Source organism: Acinetobacter sp. BEC1-S18-ESBL-01, assembly GCF_014169935.1.
Lineage (GTDB): Bacteria > Pseudomonadota > Gammaproteobacteria > Pseudomonadales > Moraxellaceae > Acinetobacter > Acinetobacter pittii.
This window is the reverse complement of the sequence record NZ_AP022302.1, coordinates 193,310-212,095: the sequence shown is the minus strand read 5'-3', so window position 1 is coordinate 212,095 and position 18,786 is coordinate 193,310. Positions and strand designations below refer to the sequence as shown.

Annotated in this window: 16 protein-coding genes; 8 read left to right on the top strand and 8 right to left on the bottom strand. The window is 39.8% G+C overall.

Annotated elements, in window-relative coordinates:
- Nucleotides 1-17 precede the first annotated feature (17 nt).
- Both H7R46_RS00960 and H7R46_RS00955 read left to right on the top strand, forming a co-directional pair.
- Nucleotides 18-3,515 carry a PAS domain-containing hybrid sensor histidine kinase/response regulator gene (locus H7R46_RS00960; protein WP_182924236.1) on the top strand — a complete coding sequence of 1,166 codons (3,498 nt, stop codon included), beginning with the start codon at nucleotides 18-20 and terminating at the stop codon, nucleotides 3,513-3,515.
- A 389-nt stretch (nucleotides 3,516-3,904) separates the two neighbouring features.
- On the top strand, nucleotides 3,905-4,672 hold the full coding sequence (locus H7R46_RS00955) for a hypothetical protein (protein WP_005066850.1): 768 nt from the start codon (nucleotides 3,905-3,907) through the stop codon (nucleotides 4,670-4,672).
- A gap of 42 nt (nucleotides 4,673-4,714) precedes the next feature.
- On the opposite strand, the gene H7R46_RS00950 is transcribed toward H7R46_RS00955, so the two are convergent.
- Complete coding sequence (locus H7R46_RS00950) at nucleotides 4,715-5,365, bottom strand: response regulator (protein ID WP_002122041.1); 651 nt, start codon at nucleotides 5,363-5,365, stop codon at nucleotides 4,715-4,717.
- 376 nt (nucleotides 5,366-5,741) lie between these two features.
- On the opposite strand from H7R46_RS00950, the gene msuE reads away from it, so the two are divergent.
- Together msuE and sfnG are read left to right on the top strand one after the other, a co-directional pair.
- Nucleotides 5,742-6,479 (top strand): FMN reductase, encoded by a 738-nt coding sequence (gene msuE, locus H7R46_RS00945; RefSeq protein ID WP_005066848.1) that lies wholly within the window; start codon nucleotides 5,742-5,744, stop codon nucleotides 6,477-6,479.
- Nucleotides 6,480-6,523: 44 nt separating this feature from the next.
- Complete coding sequence (gene sfnG, locus H7R46_RS00940) at nucleotides 6,524-7,636, top strand: dimethylsulfone monooxygenase SfnG (protein ID WP_005066846.1); 1,113 nt, start codon at nucleotides 6,524-6,526, stop codon at nucleotides 7,634-7,636.
- 93 nt (nucleotides 7,637-7,729) lie between these two features.
- Here the strand turns inward: sfnG and H7R46_RS00935 are convergent, their stop codons facing one another.
- A complete protein-coding gene (locus tag H7R46_RS00935) occupies nucleotides 7,730-8,143 on the bottom strand; it encodes an Lrp/AsnC family transcriptional regulator (RefSeq protein WP_005066843.1) in 414 nt (137 codons plus the stop codon).
- 105 nt (nucleotides 8,144-8,248) lie between these two features.
- Here H7R46_RS00935 and H7R46_RS00930 point away from each other — a divergent pair, with 105 nt between their 5' ends.
- Nucleotides 8,249-8,791 (top strand): cysteine hydrolase family protein, encoded by a 543-nt coding sequence (locus H7R46_RS00930; RefSeq protein WP_005066841.1) that lies wholly within the window; start codon nucleotides 8,249-8,251, stop codon nucleotides 8,789-8,791.
- A gap of 41 nt (nucleotides 8,792-8,832) precedes the next feature.
- On the opposite strand, the gene acs is transcribed toward H7R46_RS00930, so the two are convergent.
- Nucleotides 8,833-10,782, bottom strand: a complete 1,950-nt coding sequence (gene acs / locus H7R46_RS00925; RefSeq protein ID WP_005066839.1) for an acetate--CoA ligase — start codon at nucleotides 10,780-10,782, stop codon at nucleotides 8,833-8,835.
- A 294-nt stretch (nucleotides 10,783-11,076) separates the two neighbouring features.
- Between acs and H7R46_RS00920 the strand changes: the two genes are divergently transcribed.
- Both H7R46_RS00920 and H7R46_RS00915 read left to right on the top strand, forming a co-directional pair.
- Nucleotides 11,077-11,652: a DUF805 domain-containing protein gene (locus tag H7R46_RS00920; protein ID WP_005066837.1), complete on the top strand. Its 576-nt coding sequence runs from the start codon at nucleotides 11,077-11,079 to the stop codon at nucleotides 11,650-11,652.
- Nucleotides 11,653-11,765: 113 nt separating this feature from the next.
- Nucleotides 11,766-12,746, top strand: a complete 981-nt coding sequence (locus H7R46_RS00915) for a mechanosensitive ion channel family protein (protein WP_005066835.1) — start codon at nucleotides 11,766-11,768, stop codon at nucleotides 12,744-12,746.
- Here the strand turns inward: H7R46_RS00915 and H7R46_RS00910 are convergent.
- From H7R46_RS00910 to prfB, 5 genes are all read right to left on the bottom strand, one after another.
- Entirely contained in the window at nucleotides 12,726-13,433 is a 708-nt protein-coding gene (locus H7R46_RS00910) for a 16S rRNA (uracil(1498)-N(3))-methyltransferase (RefSeq protein WP_005066833.1), read from the bottom strand. The two genes, H7R46_RS00915 and H7R46_RS00910, sit on opposite strands and share 21 nt — an antisense overlap.
- Nucleotides 13,430-14,722 (bottom strand): 3-deoxy-D-manno-octulosonic acid transferase, encoded by a 1,293-nt coding sequence (locus tag H7R46_RS00905; protein ID WP_005066829.1) that lies wholly within the window; start codon nucleotides 14,720-14,722, stop codon nucleotides 13,430-13,432. Before H7R46_RS00905 ends, H7R46_RS00910 begins: the two co-directional genes overlap by 4 nt.
- 156 nt (nucleotides 14,723-14,878) lie before the next feature.
- A complete protein-coding gene (locus tag H7R46_RS00900) occupies nucleotides 14,879-15,937 on the bottom strand; it encodes an alkene reductase (RefSeq protein ID WP_005066827.1) in 1,059 nt (352 codons plus the stop codon).
- 28 nt (nucleotides 15,938-15,965) lie between these two features.
- Entirely contained in the window at nucleotides 15,966-16,268 is a 303-nt protein-coding gene (locus H7R46_RS00895; protein ID WP_002121891.1) for an ArsR/SmtB family transcription factor, read from the bottom strand.
- Nucleotides 16,269-16,489: 221 nt separating this feature from the next.
- Nucleotides 16,490-17,585, bottom strand: a protein-coding gene (gene prfB / locus H7R46_RS00890) for a peptide chain release factor 2 (protein WP_099475557.1) whose coding sequence is annotated in 2 segments (ribosomal slippage) — nucleotides 16,490-17,512 and nucleotides 17,514-17,585 — 1,095 coding nt in all. Because the reading frame shifts where the segments join, the coding sequence is not laid out codon by codon here.
- Between the two features lie 392 nt (nucleotides 17,586-17,977).
- Here prfB and H7R46_RS00885 point away from each other — a divergent pair.
- The gene (locus tag H7R46_RS00885) at nucleotides 17,978-18,745 is read left to right on the top strand and encodes a putative porin (RefSeq protein ID WP_002121889.1); all 768 of its coding nucleotides are present in this window, start codon (nucleotides 17,978-17,980) and stop codon (nucleotides 18,743-18,745) included.
- The last annotated feature ends 41 nt before the right edge of the window (nucleotides 18,746-18,786 follow it).

Genomic DNA, 18,786 nt, shown 5'->3' with positions numbered 1-18,786 from the left:
TTAATCATGTAGGTCATATGAACAGCTGGCTGATTATTGGGGTACTCACTCTTTATATAGCACTCTTATTCATTTGTGCTTTTTTTGGCGAGAAGCATGCTAGTCGCCTGAGTACACGTGGCCGCATGTTCTTGTTTAGTTTGACCTTAGGTGTTTACTGTTCATCTTGGACATTTTATGGTGCAACCGGAGCTGCCGTCCGAGAAGGCGTCATTTTCTTACCTATTTATTTAGGTCCGCTGTTATTTGTCTGGTTTGGTTACGATATCTGGCGACGTTTAGGGCGAGTACGTCAACACCACGCGATTTCCTCAATTGCTGACTTTGTTGCTGCACGTTATGGCAAAAGCGGCGTATTGGCATCGTTGGTTACGATCTTGGCAGTTATTGCGATTATTCCCTACCTTGCCCTACAGTTACGCGCAATTGCCTTAAGTACATCAGTCATATTGGAGCAAAATGCTCATATTCATACGACCACCAATAGCGTTTTGCTTTTAACTAGTGTCCTTGCGATTTTAGCCATGATCTTCGGTACAAGGCAGATTGCAAACACTGAGCAGCATGGTGGCCTCATGTTAGCGGTGGCATTTGAATCTTTTGTAAAATTATTCGCCCTAATCTGTGTCGCTTTATTTTTTATTTTTGAAGCACCCGCGAACTTAGTACAAGTCTCAGCCGACGTAAACCAAACCTTTCAAGAAGTTCAGTTATTTGGGGTGCCTGAAACTTTCTGGATTCAGACATTATTGGCAGGTCTGGCAATTATCTGTTTACCCCGTCAGTTTCATGTGGCTGTTGTCGAATTACGCGATGAAAAGCACATTCGCGGTGCACGTAAATGGTTTGCGGCTTATCTCATTTTAACGATTTTAGCTATTATCCCGATTGCAAGCTGGGCTTTGCATGCAGCGCCAAAATTCCTAACTGTGCCTGATGTGGCAGTACTCTCATTACCATTGAGTTATAACCAAGAATGGTTAGCCCTACTGGCCTTTTTAGGTGGGTTCTCTGCCTCAACAGGCATGTTACTGGTGTCATCAGTTGCATTATCTATCATGCTCAGTAACGACTTGATTATGCCCGCACTATGGCGTTTTAAGCTGCTATCACGTCACGATAAACATTTACCTAAAGTTCTTAAATTCAGCCGTCGTATTAGTATTGTCGCGGTGATGTTACTTGGCTTTTTATTCTTCCATTTCTTTAATGATATTAACCAGCTTTCAGTATTTGGTTTATTGGCATTTAGTGCGGTTGCTCAATTCGCTCCTGCACTAATTGGAGGATTGTATTGGCGAGGTGGAAGTCGCCAAGGCGTTTATGCAGGTCTTATTGTTGGCTTTTTAATGTGGAGTTACACATTACTATTTCCAACCATCTTACGTAGTTTGCCGGAAGCCTATCAAGAAACAGCCCAGAGTATTTTGCTTTTTGGCCCTTTTGGAATTAATGCATTACGTCCAGAATCACTTTTTGGCTTTGAATCATTTGCTCCACTTACACACGGCGTTATTTGGTCACTCGGTTTAAATATTGTTTTATATATTTGGATTTCTAAACTTTACCGCCCAAGTGTGGCAGAACAAATTCAGGCAGAAAGCTTTTTCTACTATGAAACTAAGCCCCTGCCATCACCGCACACTTCTACCGACTTAACTTATTTACCGCACGATGCTGCACGTTTAAAAGTAGGCGATTTGTTCGCTCTTGCTAAAAGAATTACAGGTGAGCAACCCACAACACAAGCGTTCGAGAACTTTTGTGAACAAAATCATCTCACGCTCAACCCAAATAGTATCGCCAATGGCATGTGGTGGCGGTTCACTGAACAATATCTAGCTGGAATTATCGGCGCAGCCTCTGCACGTACGTTGCTCACTACAGCAATGATTAACAATGGTTTGGCATTAGGCCAAGTCGCCAATATTTTAGACCAAGCCTCGCAATGGCAACGTTTTAATCAAAACTTGCTGATGACCATGATTGACCACATGACCCAAGGGGTAAGTGTGGTTGATAAAAACATGTGTTTGGTGGCTTGGAATAACCAATATTTAAAACTATTTGGCTACCCTAAAGATTTAGTCTATGTGGGTTGTCCAATTGCCGATCTGATTCGTTATAACGCTGAACGTGGCGAATGTGGCCCCGGTTCAGTCGAAGAACACGTCCGCAAACGTTTGCACTGGATGAAAGTCGGAAGTGCGCATGAATTTGAACGAATCCGTAAAGACGGACGCGTTATTCAAATGCGTGGTAATCCTATTTCAGGTGGGGGCTTTGTGACTACGTTCGCTGACATTACTGCTTTCCGTGCGAATGAGGCAATACTCGAAGCCCGCGTAAAAGACCGAACCCAACAACTTGCCGATGCTTTAACTGAGCAACAGCTTGCACGCGAACAAGCCGATATGGCCAATATGTCAAAAAGCCGATTTATTGCAGCGGCCAGTCATGACTTATTACAACCTATGCATGCTGCTCGTCTGTTTAGTACAGTTCTTGAACAAAGCATTGCGACCGAAGAAGACCGTCAAACTCTACAGCAACTTGACCGCGCTCTGTATGGCGCAGAAAGTATGCTCTCTGCCCTACTCGATATTGCGCGTTTGGAAGGTGGCACCATACAACCCAAAAGACAGCCTTATCCTCTGCACGATTTATTAAGCGATCTTGAACTCCAGTTCAAATCGATTGCTGCTCAGCGAAATATTTCACTCAAAGTTCACGATGTATCGTTCTGGATTGACACAGATCCACAGTGGATACGACGTATTATCCAAAACTTTGTAAGTAATGCTTTGCGATATACAGCCAAAGGCCGAGTGATTGTCGGTGTATTACGTTCGGCTCAAAAACCTGGTCATATTCGAATTGGTGTTTGGGATACAGGTCCCGGAATTGCCGAAGAGCAACGTATTAAACTATTTCAAGAATTCGAACGCTGTGGGCATTTATCGCCTTGGGGCGAGCAAGGCTTAGGTTTGGGTCTTGCTATTGTGCAGCGTATGACTGGTTTGTTGAATTATCCAGTCCATGTCTATTCGCAACTCGATAAAGGCTCCTGCTTTATGATTGAGGTTCCGGTGATAGAAGCTCCAAAAGTGATAACCCCAACCGTACAGGCAGTACCTTTAAAAACCAAAGCCTATCGGATTTTATGTTTAGACAATGATGAAACCATTCTTGAGGGTATGAGCAGCTTATTAGGTCGATGGGGTTATGAGGTTTTTAAAGCCACTGAACCTGAACAAGCACTTGAAATTATTCAAAAAGAGAATATTCAAGTCTGGCTTATCGATCAGCATTTAAATAACAACCAACTCGGTGTCGATTTTATTTTGCAAAATCGTCAACATGATGTTCCTGTTGCTTTAATTACTGCTGACTCTCATCCTGAGTTACCTCAACAATTGAAAGAACTGAATATTGTTTTACTCAAAAAACCGCTTAAGCCAGCCTCTCTAAGAGCATGGTTATCGGGACTTAAAATTGCCAGTGAGGTAGATTAAATATTTTCTCTCCCAAACCTTTTAATAAGTTTGGGAGAGATTTTTGGCAAAAATTATTGGACTAATTTAAGCCAATAGGCAGAACTGCTCAAAAAGTCTACTTTTGTTGATTAAATAATTGGCCAAACTTTCCAATAGTCCTTTTTCTATGGCAAAGCTCACCTTTTTTGTAAGTGAACACTTGTACACTTAGTTACAATTTCATAAATTACTGTTTTTTAAAATTATAATTAGCCAAAAATAACCATATACGACTTTAGTCGTATTCTACTTGCATTCTTCATGACACATAAATATTCAAAACCAATTTATTCTATGTACAGCTATTTTTATAACCCATTTCCATATTAAGTACCCCTGCTCACGAATTAATGCAAAGGACAATTGCCATGAATATTTCTGATAACAGCCCGCAAGGCCAACTTTCGTCTCAACAGTTTTATCGTCAATACAGTGCCAATGCTTTACTTCCTGAACTAGATTGGCAAAGTATTTTCCCCCACAGCAAACTGAATGAGGCCCACATCAAAGCATTAAATACGATTTATCAGTGTGCAGTCCCGCTGGCACTTAATGTATTTCATGATCTAAATTTTGATGTATTTGCACCTGCGGCTTATCATCCGCAAGGTTTAGGTTTATTTGATAAATTGGCACAACAAGAAGAAAATTTCTTAAAAGTTCTTAGCGCTGAAAGTGAAAATCTTGATCATGACACACGTCATCAAATCTGGAGCATGCTACTCCGTGGCGGTGCTGTACTCGTTTTCAAAGCTTGGCTTGGTCATGTCAAACTCGGCGAGAATCAGTTAGATATGACTCAATTTGATGAATTATCGGATTTACTCTTTATTAAAACGCATCCAGATCAACTTGCTGAACGACTCCATGTTGATGAAAAAGCAAAACTCGACCATATCTTCTTAATGTACGGCAATGACATTTTCCTTGATCGCTTCAATAGCCTAGAAACAGCTGCACTTTTTGTAGATTTAGGCGTTTATGACGCAGCATTCTTAAGCCTACGTGATGACCGGGTGGCTGAATATTTAAAAATGAAAGGCTACGTGACTCAAGAACAAATTGATGATTTGCAATGTGCGCTTAACCCTTTGTACTGCGACAGCCTAACACCAAAGCAAGATTGCCTTGCTTAAGTGGCACACATAAAAAAGACCTCGATCGAGGTCTTTTTTCTTTTAAATTTTCTTATCTTCAATATTGAGTGCACTAATTGCCAATACGGCTTGTGTACGGTTTTGCACACCTAATTTTCTAAAGATAGCCGTTACGTGAGCTTTAATCGTTGCTTCTGAAACATCTAGCTCGTATGCAATCTGCTTATTTAACAAACCTTCCGCAACCATCATCAAAACACGGAATTGCTGAGGTGTTAGAGATTGAATACGTTCAGCTAAAGCAGTTTCATCTGCTGCTCTTGGGTCAAGGTTAAGATTAGATGGCAAATTAGGTGGTAACCAGATATCACCTTCTAAGACTTGACGAATCGCTTCGCCAATATGACTTGGATGAGCCGACTTAGGAATATAACCCATAGCGCCATGAGCGATTGCACGCTGAATGATTGAAGTTTCTTCATGTGCAGAAACCACAATAATCGGAATAGATGGATACTGTGCTCTTACATAAACCAGAGCCGAAAAGCCTGAAGCACCCGGTAAATTTAAATCGAGTAATACTAGATCAGGTTCTGCCCCATTTTCCAAACGCTCATAAAACTCATCAACCGAGGCTGTTTCATGAATTTGTGCCTGTGGCAGGCTATAACGTACTGCTTGAATTAAAGCATGACGAAACAAAGGATGATCATCAACGATTAAAATATTCATAAGCGATTAAAGTAATCTTGAGCATAAGTATGGCCTATTGTAACCCTACTATTTAGATGAAAGATACGTTCATCTTATCCATTTTTATGCAAAATGTTGATAAATGCAGAACTTAGCCAAGATTTTCAGATGTTTTTTAACTTTTAATCAAAATTAATCTGTTTTTTATATAAGCTTCCTTTTTATTATAAAAAATATATCACCTATAATTATATAAAACAAAAACAGCAACTTAATAGAAAAACAAAGTATAAAAATCTACTATTTATCTTTTATATTTAAAACTGATAAGGTTGACCAATTTCGTTATTTTACAGTTTACCGTCGTTGTTGATTAATAAGTCCAATCTCTTGTTTTAGGCTTAGGAACCAAATTATGACTGGTATCACATCACCAAAACCTTTAAATATCGTTGCTGTTTCTGGTGGCTTAAATACCCCATCTAAAACGGAAAGTCTGGTTCAAGCCATTCTTGATGAATTATCAGAAGCAATCGATATTAAAGTTCACTTTATTAAATTAAGCGAAATCGGGCCTTTATTAGGCGGCGCATTTTATCGCAACCAACTTCCACAACGCGTACAAGATGACCTTGCAGCAGTTGAAGCAGCAGATGCTTTAATTGTAGGTACACCCGTTTACCGTGCTTCTTTTACAGGTCTTTTCAAACATTTCTTCGATTTTGTTGAACAAACTGCGTTGGTCGATGTACCAGTACTTTTAGCAGCATCGGGCGGTAGTGATCGTCATGCACTCGTACTTGAACATCAACTACGTCCATTATTCAGTTTCTTCCAAGCACAAACTTTACCAATTGGCGTATATGCGACCGATCGTGACTTTACTCCTGAATATACGGTAAAAAGCGAGCAGTTATCAGATCGTATTACGTTAGCAGTGGCACGCGCATTACCAATTTTAGAATGGGCGCCAGCGAAAGGTAAACGTGCTGAAGTGGTTAAATCTAAATCACAGCAAGCAAATCAAGAGCTTGGTATTAACAAGCAAATTGAGCAAGAAGAAGTATTACCTTCAGCAGCTGTACCAGACCTTGATGCGGCAGAATCTCGTTTGCATCACAAGTCTGGCAAATCATTAACGCATGTTGCCTAAGCGCAATATAGCTAAATAAAAAGAACGAATGGGGAGAGCGAACCATGACGCAATTACAACAACCAATTAAATTTGCTTATTGGGTACCAAACGTAAGCGGTGGCCTTGTAGTGAGTAACATCGAACAGCGTACAGACTGGAGTTATGACTACAATGTTCGACTTGCACAGGCTGCCGAAAACAATGGTTTTGAATATGCGCTCACCCAAATTCGTTTTACGGCTGGGTACGGGGCAGAAAACCAACATGAATCGGTAAGTTTCAGTCATGCATTACTAGCAAAAACTGAAAAATTAAAGGTCATCGCGGCTATTCTGCCCGGCCCTTGGAAACCGGCACTTGCCGCTAAACAACTTGCAACGATTGATTATTTAACTCAAGGCCGTATTGCGATTAACGTAGTGAGTGGTTGGTTCAGAGGCGAGTTTGATGCCATTGGTGAAGAGTGGCCTGAGCATGATGAACGTTATGTTCGCTCTGAAGAATTTATTCGCACTCTAAAAGGAATCTGGACCACCGACAACTATAGTTTCAATGGTAAATACTACCAGTTCCAAAACTACACACTTAAACCAAAACCTTTGCAAAAGCCTTATATCGAAGTCTTTCAAGGTGGCAGTTCACGTGCCGCACGTGACATGGCTTCACGTGTATCTGATTGGTATTTCACCAACGGTAATACTGTGGAAGAAATTCAAAAACAAGTCGAAGATATTCGTACTAAAGCAAAAGCCAATAACCATCATGTCAAAATTGGGGTAAATGCTTTCATTATTGCCCGAGATACCGAAGAAGAAGCAAAAGCAGTACTTCAAGAAATTATTGATCAAGCCAATATTGAAGCGGTAAATGCATTTGGAGATGCTACACGTGAAGCAGGTGCTGCTTCACCAGAGCAACAAGGTAACTGGGCAAAATCAAGTTTTGAAGACTTAGTGCAATACAACGATGGCTTTAAAACCAATTTAATTGGTACGCCGCAGCAAATTGCAGAGCGTATTGTGGCACTCAAAAATATAGGTGTTGATTTGATTCTTTCCGGATTTTTACACTTTATTGAAGAGGTGGAATATTTCGGAGAAAAAGTTCTGCCGCTCGTTCGTCAGTTAGAACTTCAACAGGAAAAGGAGGTAGAAATCCAAGCTAAATCAGCCTAAACACCCCAGTTAAAACAGCGCAAGATAATAAAAACAATAAATTAAAAATAAAGAATTTATTGGCTCCAAGACTCGGCTTGGAGCCTTTATTTTTTAAGATTTCTCGACTTCTCGAATCACAGTTTCAACTGAGTAACGGCACCATTTTGAAAGTTTTTCGATAAATTCATTTAAGGCAGCGGGTTCAAAATGGCTGACAATCATATAGCAAGCATTGCCCATGACTTTAAAGCATTCATCGATTTGCTCGTATTGCTTCACTAAATTTTCAATTTCTTCAAATGCGCGTTGTTCATTTAAATGCAAATGAATAAATTGCTTATGCGAATATTGCACGGCAATGGTGTAGTTTTTGATAACACCAGCATCCATTAACTGAGCAATTCGAGCGCCCACCGCCTGCCCTGTTCGATGGACACGCTGCCCAATTTCTTTATTTGTCAGACGAGAATCTTGTTTAAGCAATGCAATAATTTTTAGATCAATCGGGTCTAATTCAATATTCATTTTTCATGGCGAAAGAAAACTAGCGTTAATGCTTTCATAGGACTATAGCCGATTTTTCAAGCAGAGAATAATCTTGTTTTATCTCATATCAACAAGAGTGACCCCATGAAACAAGCACTATTAATTATCGATGTACAAAATGATTATTTTAAAAATGGCAAAATGGAATTGGTTGGACCAGATCAAGCACTCGATAAAATAAAGCAACTTGAACAATATTTTAACGAGAAAAATTTACCCATTATTTATGTGCAGCATATTAACCCTCCACAAGCGAGTTTCTTTAAAGAAAATACAGATGGAGTTTTACTTCATCCTGAACTTAGTGCTGGCAGTGATTCATTAATCGTAACAAAGCATTATCCAAACAGTTTTTTAGAAACCAATTTAGATGAACTTTTAAAAGCGCATCAAATTGAACAACTCGTGATTACAGGCATGATGACTCATATGTGTATTGATTCAGGGACTCGTGCAGCCAAAGAACTTGGCTATCGACCTATCTTAATTGCAGATGCAACCGCAACTCGCGATTTAAGCCATGACGGAAAAACTGTAAAAGCTGAAGACGTACAAACTGCTTTTTTAACTGCGCTAAGTACGTTTGCAAATGTACAAAATACTGCTGACTTTTTAGCAAGCTCTTAGTAGAAAGCAATAAAAAAGCCCCAGATGGGGCTTTTTTTAAATTAGTTCTGCTTATCAGGATAAACCGTTGTAATTAACTGATCTACCACAGCAGGTTCAGCCAAGGTAGAAGTATCACCTAAACTATCCAGCTCATTTGCCGCAATTTTTCTTAAAATACGGCGCATGATTTTACCCGAACGGGTTTTTGGTAATGCTGGCGCCCAGTGCAGGGCATCTGGCGAAGCTACTGGCCCCAGTACTTTACGTACCCAGTTAATTAACTCTTTACGCAGTTCTTCTGACTCTGGAACTCCTGCTTGTAAGGTCACGAAAGTACAAATACCCTGCCCTTTAATATCATGCGGCATACCCACCACGGCTGCTTCTGCCACCGATTCATGCGAAACAAGAGCACTTTCAATTTCAGCCGTACCTAGACGGTGGCCTGAAACGTTTAAGACATCGTCAACACGGCCTGTAATCCAGTAATAATCATCTTCATCACGGCGGGCGCCATCACCTGTAAAATAAGTATTTTTGAAGGTTGAGAAATACGCCTCAATAAAGCGGTCTGGGTCACCCCAAATGGTACGCATCTGGCCCGGCCATGAATCTTTAATCACAAGGTTACCTTCAACCGCACCTTCTAGCTCATTACCTTCACCATCCACAATGGCGGGTTGAATCCCAAATAATGGACGTGTTGCTGAACCCGGTTTTAAGGCTGTTGCCCCCGGCAATGGAGCAATCAAAATACCGCCTGTTTCGGTTTGCCACCATGTATCAACAATCGGGCAGCGACCTTCACCAACAACGTTGTAATACCAGTTCCAAGCCTCAGGGTTAATAGGTTCACCGACCGAACCGAGTAAACGCAGGCTGCTACGGTTACTTTCACGTACAAACGAATCACCTTCTCGCATCATGGCGCGAATTGCGGTTGGTGCTGTATATAAAATAGAAACTTTATGTTTATCGACCACATGACCAAGACGTGCCCATGTTGGATATTGAGGTACACCTTCAAACATTAAGGTGGTCGTACCATTTGCCAGCGGCCCATAAATCAAATAACTATGCCCTGTAATCCAACCGATATCGGCTGTACACCAATACACATCATCTTGTTTTAAATCGAAGACCTCTTTAAAGGTACTGGTTACATAAACTAAGTAACCGCCTGTGGTATGTAAAACACCTTTCGGTTTACCTGTCGAGCCCGATGTATAAAGAATAAATAAAGGGTCTTCTGCCTTCATCGGCTCTGGAGGACAGTTTGCATCAACCTCCATAATAATGAGGTGATACCACAAATCACGACCAGGCTTCATTTCAATCGGGTTTGCATTACGGTAAACCACAATCACATTTTCAACACACTCAGTACCCGGCAATGCTAAAGCCAAATCGACATTTTCTTTGAGTGGTAATAGTTTTCCGGCACGTAGACTTGAGTCTGCGGTAATCACCAGTTTAGCTTGGCTGTCTTCAATACGACTTGCTAAAGAATCTGGCGAGAACCCACCAAATACCACACAGTGAACAGCACCAATACGGGCACAAGCTAACATGGCAATTGCAGCTTCTGTCACCATTGGCATATACAGTACAACGCGGTCACCTTTACCAATGCCATATTTCTTTAAAACGTTGGCAAAACGGCAGACTTCATCGTGTAATTCTTTATAAGAAACGATTTTATGACGAGAAGGATGGTCCCCTTCCCAAATAATTGCAGGTTTATGTGGATGTTCTTTAAGATGCCTGTCTAGGCAGTTTGCTGACACGTTCAACTCACCATCAGCAAACCATTCAATTTTGAAATTGTCTTTGTCAAAACTGGTATTTTTAACTTGGGTAAATGGCTTTATCCAATCGACAATTTTAGCTTGCTCTGCCCAGAATTCATCTGGGTTCTCGATAGAGTGTTGATAACGTTTAAAGTAGTCTGCTTCAACAGTACGAGCTGTTTTTTTAAATTCCTCTGGTACTGGATAGATCTCATTCATACGCAACTTCCTTGATCTTGTGCATCCCATCTCGAGACTGTGGCTATTATTTTACTGGATCTTATTTGCATGCCTTTGCAGTATGATGACTCTTTCAAAGCCTAGACAATGCGACTTTGGTCATATATTAACCACACACTCAAGCATACGAAATTATGAACATTTTTATAAAATTAAGTTGATTTAAAACATTTGTCTATAGCTTTTACTTTTATAATTTTTTCAATATTTGATGGTTTTGATCATCAACAAAGATTATTTTGTCTCTCATATGCAACCTAGGAATAAAATAATATGTTTGCCCAAACAACTTCCTCACGCCCACCACAGCTGCCTTTAAAAGATAGCCCTTTTTCAATTCATGGGCGCTTTAACCGTATGAGTTATTTAGGTGGATATGGACTGATTTATTTAGTCACAATCGTGGGTTATTTTATTCTGGCCTCCTTTCTTGGAAGTTTTCAGCTTTCAAGTAATTTATTTAATTTTGAGTTTTATAGCTCTCTTTCTGGCCTCAGTGCTTTGGTGGTATGGGCTTTTTGGCTATTCCTGATTTATTTAAATATTGTTCTCGTCGTGCGACGTTTGCATGATCTAAATAAAAGTGGTTGGATGGGATTACTACTATTCATTCCAGTTGTTCAGTTCTTTTTTATGATTTATTTACTACTTGCCTCAGGTACAGCAGGTCCAAATCAATATGGTCCATCTCGACCATCAACGTTCATAGAAAAGTTAATGGCTTGGTTTATTTTATTCGCTATTTTAATTAGCCTTATTTCTACCGCAGGCTTTTTTTACTACTTCTCTGGTACCGATACTATTCAAACCCCGTCACAAATCTTACAAAAAGGAACGGAATACTTTTAATTAAAAAACACTTTATTATTCAGATGAACTCATTATAGTAGGCGCACATTTTATCTCCTACTATAATGAAGGCCGATCATCGCTTTCATAATTTTTTAAAATAGAGACTTGCTGTGGCTGATGAACAAAAATCCTTAACGGATGTTGCAAAAAATACAGGCGAACTTTTGCAAGAAGCAGGTACTAAAACCACTCAAACGGTTTTAGCCCATACCGAAAAGTATCATGATGCCTATACCACCATTGATAAAATCGTGGATAGCTTCTGGGAACGTGTGCCTTATATTTGTATTGCGATTATCGTTTTTATTATTTTTTGGCTACTCACCAAATTATTTAAGTTCTTTGTTCGTAAAACCTTAGAAAATCGTTCTTATACGCGCCAAAACCTAGTGTTGGTTCTAAACCGTGTAGGAAGTACGACAATTTTATTTTTTGGATTCTTAATTGCACTTGTTATCATGATCCCGGGTTTTACCCCAGGACAACTTATGAGCGCGTTAGGGATCGGTTCGGTCGCAATTGGTTTCGCATTTAAAGATATTTTCCAAAACTTGCTTTCAGGTATTTTGATTTTATTGAGCGAACCCTTCCGTATTGGCGATTCAATCGTGGTCAATTCACTTGAAGGAACTGTTGAAGATATCCAAATTCGTGCAACATTCTTACGCTCGCCAGATGGCCGTCGCATTGTTATTCCAAATGCCACTGTTTATACGAGTGCTTTAACTGTAAATACGGCTTATCAGCAACGACGTTGTGAGTTTGTAGTCGGAATTGGATATGACGACGATGAACAAAAAGCTAAACAGATTATTTTAGATATTCTTAATAATGACCGAAATGTACTCAGTCAGCCAGCTTTCTCGGTTAATGTTACAGCTTTGGCAGATTTCTCGGTTAACCTGACTGTACGTTGGTGGGTTGATACTACTGAAACTGATATGTCCTCATCTACAAGCACTATTCAAGCTCAAGTAAAACAAGCTTTTAATGAGAACGGAATTAATATTCCTTACCCAATTCAGGAATTAAAAATGGCCGCAAACCAGCCGCTTTTAAACCCTGAAGCATCAACTAAACAGACGACCTAAAATATAAGAAATAGACGTTTCAGTTCTTAAAATACGGTTGCCTAAGCTCACAGCTTGGCAGCCGTTTTTTGTGAGCAAATCAATTTCATAGGGAATAAAACCGCCTTCGGGTCCAACGACTACACTGCACGCATGCGGAATATTAACTGGCATGCTCTGCTCGGCATACGGATGAGCCACATAGGCGGGACTTTCCTTTGAAATTAAGTTTGGTAAAACATCTTCAACAAAAGGTTTAAAGCGTTTATATAATTGAATTTCAGGAACAATGGTGTCGCCTGCTTGCTCAAGCCCTAAAGTCACATAGTTATCAAGTTGTTGCAAAAATGGAGTTTGCCAATAGCTTTTATCTACCCGATAACTATGAATCAAACTAATTCTTTCAACACCTAGAGTCACACTATCCATAATTAAACGGCGTAAAACTTTGGGTCTTGGTAACGCTACGATTAAATGTACTGGAAGTTTTGCAGGTACAACTTCTTCAGTGATAGGCCGTATACAAACTTCTTGCTCATTCATCGAAACAATTTCAGTGGTATAGCGTGCACCATTACGAACACCAACTTTTAGATTTTGGCCCACCGTAATATCAAGATGTTCACGTAAATGCTGCAATTGGCGTTTTGAACGGATTGACCATAACTCTGACTGAACATCGTCAGGTTCTAGTAAAACGATATTCATGGTTTTTCGACCAAATACCGGTTAATTACACCAATATGTTTTTGTAATGAACCTTGGTTACGCTGCAAAACTTTATGCGCCTGCTCAACCACCTGCTTTGCTTCTTCAGGTTCGGCTAAACATGCCATCCAGATTGCTACGACTTGCTCAGCATCTTGGGCAATGAGCACACCATTTTCATCAATAAATTCATCAACAATGGTTTGGAAATTAAAGTAACGAGGTCCAATTACGGTCGGTACATTTAAAACCATAGGCTCTAAAATATTATGCCCACCACCTGGTTCATTAAGTGATCCCCCCACAAAACACACCTGACTTAAGGCATACCATAGCCAAAGCTCACCCATACTATCCGCCAGATAAACCTGTGTACTGGCGTGAATACTATGATTCATACTTCTACGATGAGTAATTAAATCTAGGTTTTGGCAAATTTCAAATACTTCATCAAAACGTTCAGGATGTCGAGGCACGACAATACAAACTAAATCTGGATCTGTCTTTAGATAAGGTGCAAGTGCCTGCAAAATTTGTTGTTCTTCTGGCGCATGTGTACTGGCAATTGTTAGGACTTTACGCTGCCCCAAATACCATTGTTGTTGTAATTGCTCAGCCTGATTTATAAAAGCCTCAGGTGCATGGATATCAAACTTAATATTTCCAACTACCTGACTTTTTTGTTGATCTAAACCAAGTTCTACATAACGTTGTCGAGTCGCATTATCTTGTGCCAGCACCCAGTCAATTTGTTTCAGCATTCCTGCTGTTAGCCCTGAAACGCGGCTATAACCTTTTGCTGATTTTTCTGATAATCGCGCATTTAATAATAAACAAGGAACCTGCTGTAGCTTGGCTTGATCAATTAAATTTGGCCAAAGCTCAGTCTCAACCAATGCTAAAAGCTTTGGCTGATATAACTCAAAAAATTGTTTTAAAAGATGCTTTTGATCAACAGGCAAATAAACTGCTTGAAATAGATCTAAATAAGGTGCTTTTAAAAATAATGATTTGGCACGCGCCTGCCCCGTCTTTGTTGTATTAGTAACTAATACAGGTTGACCGAGTTTAAGATAATGCTCGATTAAAGGCTGCGCAGCATTGGTTTCTCCAACCGAAACAGCGTGGAACCAAATTGCTCTTACATTTTTCGGAGGCTCAAACGGCCCAAATCTTTCAAGACATTCCTGATTATATAACTCCTGGCTTTCTGCACGTCTTTTTATCCGCCATTGGTAAAAAGGTTTTAATAAATGGAGTGCGGTGTTGTACCAAAAAGGGGTCGCCAAGCGGTTTGCCTCAAATAGTCAAAGTTTAAAACTGGGGAAAATATAACATAGATAGAAAAAATGGCAGAGTTTCGATACCTAAACTCTACCATTACAAGAAAAGCGATTTACTGAGCCCATAAATTAAAGAGGTCAGTAAATCATCTGTTCAAAAAATTACGAAGCTTCCAGCGTTGGATAGTCTGTATAACCTTCAGCACCTTTCGCATATAAAGTCGTTGGTTGAAGTTCATTTAATGGCAAGTCTTTTTCTAAACGCTGTAAAAGATCTGGGTTAGCAATATATGCCTTACCAAAAGATACAGCATCTGCCTGACCTTCACGCAAGATACGTTTTGCTGACTCTGGTGTTAGGTTCTCATTGGCAATCCATACACCATTAAATTTTTCGCGAAGTTTAGGACTAATACTATCAGCAGCTTCATATTCACGAGAGAAAATGAAAGCAACATTACGTTGGTTAAGTTCTTCAACTACATAACCAAACGTTGCTAAAGGGTTTTCATCTCCCATATCGTGTGAATCACCACGCGGTGCAATATGTACACCTACTCGACCAGCGCCCCACACTTCAATAAATGCATCAACGACTTCTAATAATAAACGTGCACGGTTCTCAACAGGACCACCGTATTCGTCATCACGTTGGTTGGTATTACTTTGAAGGAACTGGTCAATTAAATAACCATTTGCTGCGTGTAATTCAACACCATCAAAACCTGCTGCTTTAGCCAGTTCTGCTGAATGTTTGTATTGAGCAATAACTTCTTGAATCTCTTCAATTGAAAGTGCACGCGGTGTTACATACGGACGTTTAGGACGTAATAAACTCACTTCACCCGCAGGTTGAATTGCACTTGGTGCAACAGGAATCTCACCATCTAAAAGTTCAGGATGCGAAATACGGCCTACATGCCAAAGTTGAGCTACAATTTTTGAACCTTGAGCATGAACTGCCTCAATAATTTTATTCCAAGCTTGTGCCTGCTCTTGTGACCATAACCCTGGGGTGTCTGCGTAACCCACAGTTTTTGAACCAATTACTGTTGCTTCGGTCAAAATTAGACCAGCATTTGCACGTTGTTGATAGTATTCAACCATTAAATCATTAGGCACTCGGCTTTCACCACTACGCGCACGCGTTAATGGAGCCATTACCAATCGATTTTTGATTTCAAAATCACCAACCGTTAAAGGAGTATTGAGTTCAGCCATAATCGCCTCGACTTACACTTTTAATAATTTAAAGTGTTTGTTTTAAATGTTCGATATATTGCTGAATCAAAGCTTCGTTACGTGAAAAATAAGACCATTGACCATATTTTTGGACCTGAATAAGCCCCGCCTGTTGTAACACAGACAAATGATTAGACATCGTAGACTGAGCTACTTTACCCAAACGTTCAATATGACCTGCGCAAACACCCTTCTCAAAACTACCACCACACTCTTCCACCGGTAAATAATGCGCAGGTTCTTTCAACCATTGCAAAATCTGCCGACGGAGCGGATTGGAAAGGGCTTTGCTAATTGCATCAATATCCATAGGCTCAACACGTCTTTTAAACGAACAAAGCTTTGTTCAGCATTTCGAAAATATAATATCGCATTTTTTCGATATTCATATCTATTTTTTTCGATATTCATATCGTATTTTTTCGATTAATATTCAAAAACTGAACTGCTTTGCCGTTTTAATCGCTAAAAATCCAAGAGTTCTACATATTCATAGATGAACTGTATTTAAACTAAAAGTTCAGCAGACTCTTATAAACCTTGTTTTAAACTCGCTTCGATAAAACGATCAAGGTCACCATCAAGAACAGCACCTGTATTAGAGTTTTCAACACCAGTACGTAAATCTTTAATACGAGAATCATCTAATACATATGAACGAATTTGGCTTCCCCAACCAATATCAGACTTCGAGTCTTCTAGAGCTTGAGCTGCTTCATTACGTTTTTGCATTTCCAATTCATACAAACGTGCACGTAACTGTTTCCATGCGTGGTCACGGTTAGCGTGTTGCGAACGCTGGTTCTGACATGCCACCACAATACCTGTTGGGATGTGAGTCAAACGTACAGCCGAGTCGGTTTTGTTAATATGCTGACCACCTGCACCAGACGCACGGTAAGTATCGGTACGAACATCAGAAGGGTTAATATCAATTTCAATATTGTCATCAACTTCTGGTGAAATAAATACCGCAGAGAATGAAGTGTGACGACGGTTGCCACTGTCAAATGGTGATTTACGAACTAAACGGTGTACACCTGACTCTGTGCGTAACCAACCGTAGGCATATTCACCTTCCACACGTATAGTTGCTGATTTAATACCAGCTACGTCACCGTCAGATACTTCCATAAGTTCTGCTTTAAAACCATGACGTTCAATCCAGCGCATATACATGCGTAAAAGCATAGATGCCCAATCTTGTGCTTCCGTACCACCTGAACCTGATTGAATCTCGACATAGCAAGGATTCGGGTCCATTGGGTTGCTAAACATACGACGGAATTCAAGTTTAGCCAGTTCATCTTCGGCAGCACCAAGCTCAGACTGAACATCTTCAAGCAGGCTTTCATCGTCGGCCTCTACAGCCAAATCTAACATCGCTTTTGCATCTTCAAGCTGTGTAGATAAGCCATCCAATACATTAATAACGTTTTCTAATTCACCTTTTTCTTTCGCCATCGCCTGAGCGCGGCTTTGATCATTCCAGATCGCAGGGTCTTCTAACTCACGTAAAACTTCTTCTAAACGTTCTTTTTTCAGATCGTAGTCAAAGATACCCCCGTAGTGTTTGGCTACGATCAGTTAAGTCTTTCAATTGGTTTAGATAAGGATTAATTTCCACGCGAGTGTTCCCATAAGAGCAGATAAACAGTCAATTATTTTAGCATAGCTGCGGTTATCTACGAACCCGCTTTGTATTTCTCATCATATTTCATCAATTTAATTTATAAATTTTCTTCAGTTCAATTTAAGATTAATTGGTAACATCCTCATACAAAATTGGGTACTTTTACAGCATTTTTTATGATCTACACAAAATATCCTCAATTTTAATAAAATAAAACATTATGTTTTTATACTTTAAAATCAATTTGTTAAATTAAATTGATTTACATAAATATCACACGGTTACAGTACGGTTACTTGCGCAAGATTGACGACTAAGCTTTTTCGTCTAGACTAAAAGTTGTAACAAAACATTTATAAAATCGCTTTTTAGAGGGGAGAGATTCCATGAAAAAACTAGCAATTGCATCAGCTCTTTTATCTGCACTCGCAGTGAGTGGCGCAGCAAACGCTTACCAAGCTGAAGTTGGTGGTTCTTACAATTATCTTGATCCAGACAACGGTAGCAGCGTAAGTAAATTCGGTGTTGACGGGACTTATTACTTTAATCCTGTTCAAACTCGTAACGCTCCACTTGCTGAAGCAGCTTTCTTAAGCCGTGCAAGTAACGTTAACGCCCTTATCAACTATGGCGATAACAGCGGTACAAAAGATACTCAGTATGGCGTAGGTGTTGAATATTACGTTCCTAACTCAGATTTCTACCTTAGCGGTGATGTAGGTCGAAATGAGCGTGAAATTGATAACACTAATTACGACCAAAAAGTAACTACTTATGCAGCCGAAGTAGGTTATTTACCAGCTCCAGGTTTATTACTTGCTCTAGGTGTTAAAGGCTACGACGAAAAAGACGGTAAAGACGGAGCTGATCCAACAGTTCGTGCTAAATACGTAACTCAAGTAGGCCAACATGACGTAAACCTTGAAGCGTTCGGTGCGTTTGGTGACCTAGACGAATATAAAGTTCGTGGTGACTACTACATCGACAAAACTTTAAGTGTTGGTGCTGATTACTACAACAACGACTTAACTGATAAAGATGAATTTGGTATTAATGCTAAAAAATTCTTAAATCAGCAAGTAAGTGTTGAAGGCCGTGTTGGATTTGGTGATAACGACAACACTTATGGTGTTCGTGCAGCATACCGCTTCTAATCAATCCTAAAGTCATAAAAAATCCGCTCAATTGAGCGGAT

Excerpts from the sequence above, each read along its gene's own strand:
- H7R46_RS00935 (WP_005066843.1), bottom strand. The coding sequence starts at position 8,143 with ATGAATATTGAATTAGACCCGATTGATCTAAAAATTATTGCATTGCTT.
- H7R46_RS00955 (WP_005066850.1), top strand. The coding sequence starts at position 3,905 with ATGAATATTTCTGATAACAGCCCGCAAGGCCAACTTTCGTCTCAACAG.
- msuE (WP_005066848.1), top strand. The coding sequence starts at position 5,742 with ATGACTGGTATCACATCACCAAAACCTTTAAATATCGTTGCTGTTTCT.
- H7R46_RS00950 (WP_002122041.1), bottom strand. The coding sequence starts at position 5,365 with ATGAATATTTTAATCGTTGATGATCATCCTTTGTTTCGTCATGCTTTA.
- sfnG (WP_005066846.1), top strand. The coding sequence starts at position 6,524 with ATGACGCAATTACAACAACCAATTAAATTTGCTTATTGGGTACCAAAC.
- H7R46_RS00920 (WP_005066837.1), top strand. The coding sequence starts at position 11,077 with ATGTTTGCCCAAACAACTTCCTCACGCCCACCACAGCTGCCTTTAAAA.
- acs (WP_005066839.1), bottom strand. The coding sequence starts at position 10,782 with ATGAATGAGATCTATCCAGTACCAGAGGAATTTAAAAAAACAGCTCGT.
- H7R46_RS00900 (WP_005066827.1), bottom strand. The coding sequence starts at position 15,937 with ATGGCTGAACTCAATACTCCTTTAACGGTTGGTGATTTTGAAATCAAA.
- H7R46_RS00910 (WP_005066833.1), bottom strand. The coding sequence starts at position 13,433 with ATGAATATCGTTTTACTAGAACCTGACGATGTTCAGTCAGAGTTATGG.
- H7R46_RS00895 (WP_002121891.1), bottom strand. The coding sequence starts at position 16,268 with ATGGATATTGATGCAATTAGCAAAGCCCTTTCCAATCCGCTCCGTCGG.
- H7R46_RS00930 (WP_005066841.1), top strand. The coding sequence starts at position 8,249 with ATGAAACAAGCACTATTAATTATCGATGTACAAAATGATTATTTTAAA.
- H7R46_RS00885 (WP_002121889.1), top strand. The coding sequence starts at position 17,978 with ATGAAAAAACTAGCAATTGCATCAGCTCTTTTATCTGCACTCGCAGTG.
- H7R46_RS00960 (WP_182924236.1), top strand. The coding sequence starts at position 18 with ATGAACAGCTGGCTGATTATTGGGGTACTCACTCTTTATATAGCACTC.